The 1,417-nt window shown below is 61.1% G+C and carries 2 protein-coding genes; both read right to left on the bottom strand.

Features of this window, described 5'->3' with window-relative positions:
* The coding region (locus tag EN750_RS34240; RefSeq protein ID WP_127399272.1) for an isoprenylcysteine carboxylmethyltransferase family protein at nucleotides 1–529 on the bottom strand (529 nt) is incomplete at its 3' end.
* A 172-nt stretch (nucleotides 530–701) separates the two neighbouring features.
* A partial coding sequence (locus EN750_RS34235; protein WP_127399271.1) for an ABC transporter substrate-binding protein occupies nucleotides 702–1,417 on the bottom strand: 716 nt, incomplete at its 5' end.

The following is a 1,417-nucleotide window of genomic DNA, read 5'->3' as shown; positions in this document are numbered from 1 at the left end:
GGACATGACCGGCAAGGTATCCGGCATAGATCGGGTGCCGCACCAGGCGGTAGGCACCGTCGGTCATCACGCCGCGATTGCCCGGCAGAATGGCGAAAGAACGCCCTAGCGATATCTTCCCCCAGATCACGAACCCCAACGCCAGGACTTGCAGCGGCGCGGCGGCATAGATCGGGATGATGGCCACGCCCGGTTCCAGGTCGATGAAGCCGACACCGAAGCTGGCGACCACCGAAACAACCACCGTCAGCGGGTTCCAGTCGCGTACCTGTGGTCGCCGCGACAGAAGCAGCCAGGTAAAGGTCAGGATCTCTGAAATTGCCACCAGCGCCACATTGATGCGGGTCGGGTCGAGCATCAGGTGATATACGCCGCGGTAGACGAACATGCCCGCGAAGGCCAGCGCGCAGATCCGAAAGAAACCTTCGCGCAAATCCACCAGGATTTCGCGCGTTCGGGCTGCGGACAAAATCCTGCCGTCACTGATGTGCGAAAGCGCCTCGCTTTTTGATATGAGCAATGCAAACACCCCAATGATCCCTCAGGGCGACCTTTGCACGCAACCATTGCCGGGCAGTTAATCAACAAGATCAGATCGGCATTAAACTGGCTGTCGGGGAGCCAGGGCGCCACTCCCAGACGACCTGCTCCACGCGGTCGCCCAGAAAGACTGGCGACCCATCTCATTTGGTTTTGCCAGACTAGCTCAGATAGTCGTTGCGGAAATAGCTCCCGAAATCCGGGCGTTGAGCAACCAGCTTGCCGTCGGCATCACGCAAAATGCCGGACGCGAAGAGATAGCCGCCGATCGCTCCCATCTTGGCCGGATCCATCGTCCCGATGGCGCCGCTTTGGCTGCGCAGATAATGGCCGTCGATCAGCGCCTTCAGTGAGGCGTGGATCAGCGCCGGATTGGTCAACGCATCCTTGTTGGCCGCGATCAGCAGGGCTGCCGCATCTTCGGGGTGATCGACCGCGAACTGGTAGCCGCGCCGCGTCGCCTGGACAAAGGCGGCCGCAGGCTTGGGGTTTGCCTGGAGATAGGCTTCGCTCGAAGAGATCAGTGTCGTGTGCTCGTCAGGCACGCCGTAATCGGCATAGACGAAGCTGCGTTGTTTGACGCCCCTGAGCTCGGCGTCGACACCCTCCCAGGTCGAGACTTCGAGCGTGAAATCGACCGAACCGTTGGCCAGCGCCTCATAGGCTGAGGTGCCGAGCGTCACCGTCTCGAAATTGCCCTTGCCGCCATCATGGCGGATGATGGTCGATATCAGGGCGTTTTCCCAGGCGCTGCCGAAGCCGCCATAGGTCAGGCCGTCGAGGTTTCTCGGGCTTACGATCTCGCTGCGGGCCGCATTGAAGACCACGCGGCCGGTTTCCGATTGCACCACCGCATAGACGCCCTTCAGGTCCGCTC

This window comes from Mesorhizobium sp. M7A.F.Ca.ET.027.03.2.1 (assembly GCF_003999175.1).
In the GTDB taxonomy this organism is placed as follows: domain Bacteria; phylum Pseudomonadota; class Alphaproteobacteria; order Rhizobiales; family Rhizobiaceae; genus Mesorhizobium.
Note: the sequence above shows the minus strand (reverse complement) of the source record. Positions and strands in the feature narration are given on the sequence as shown.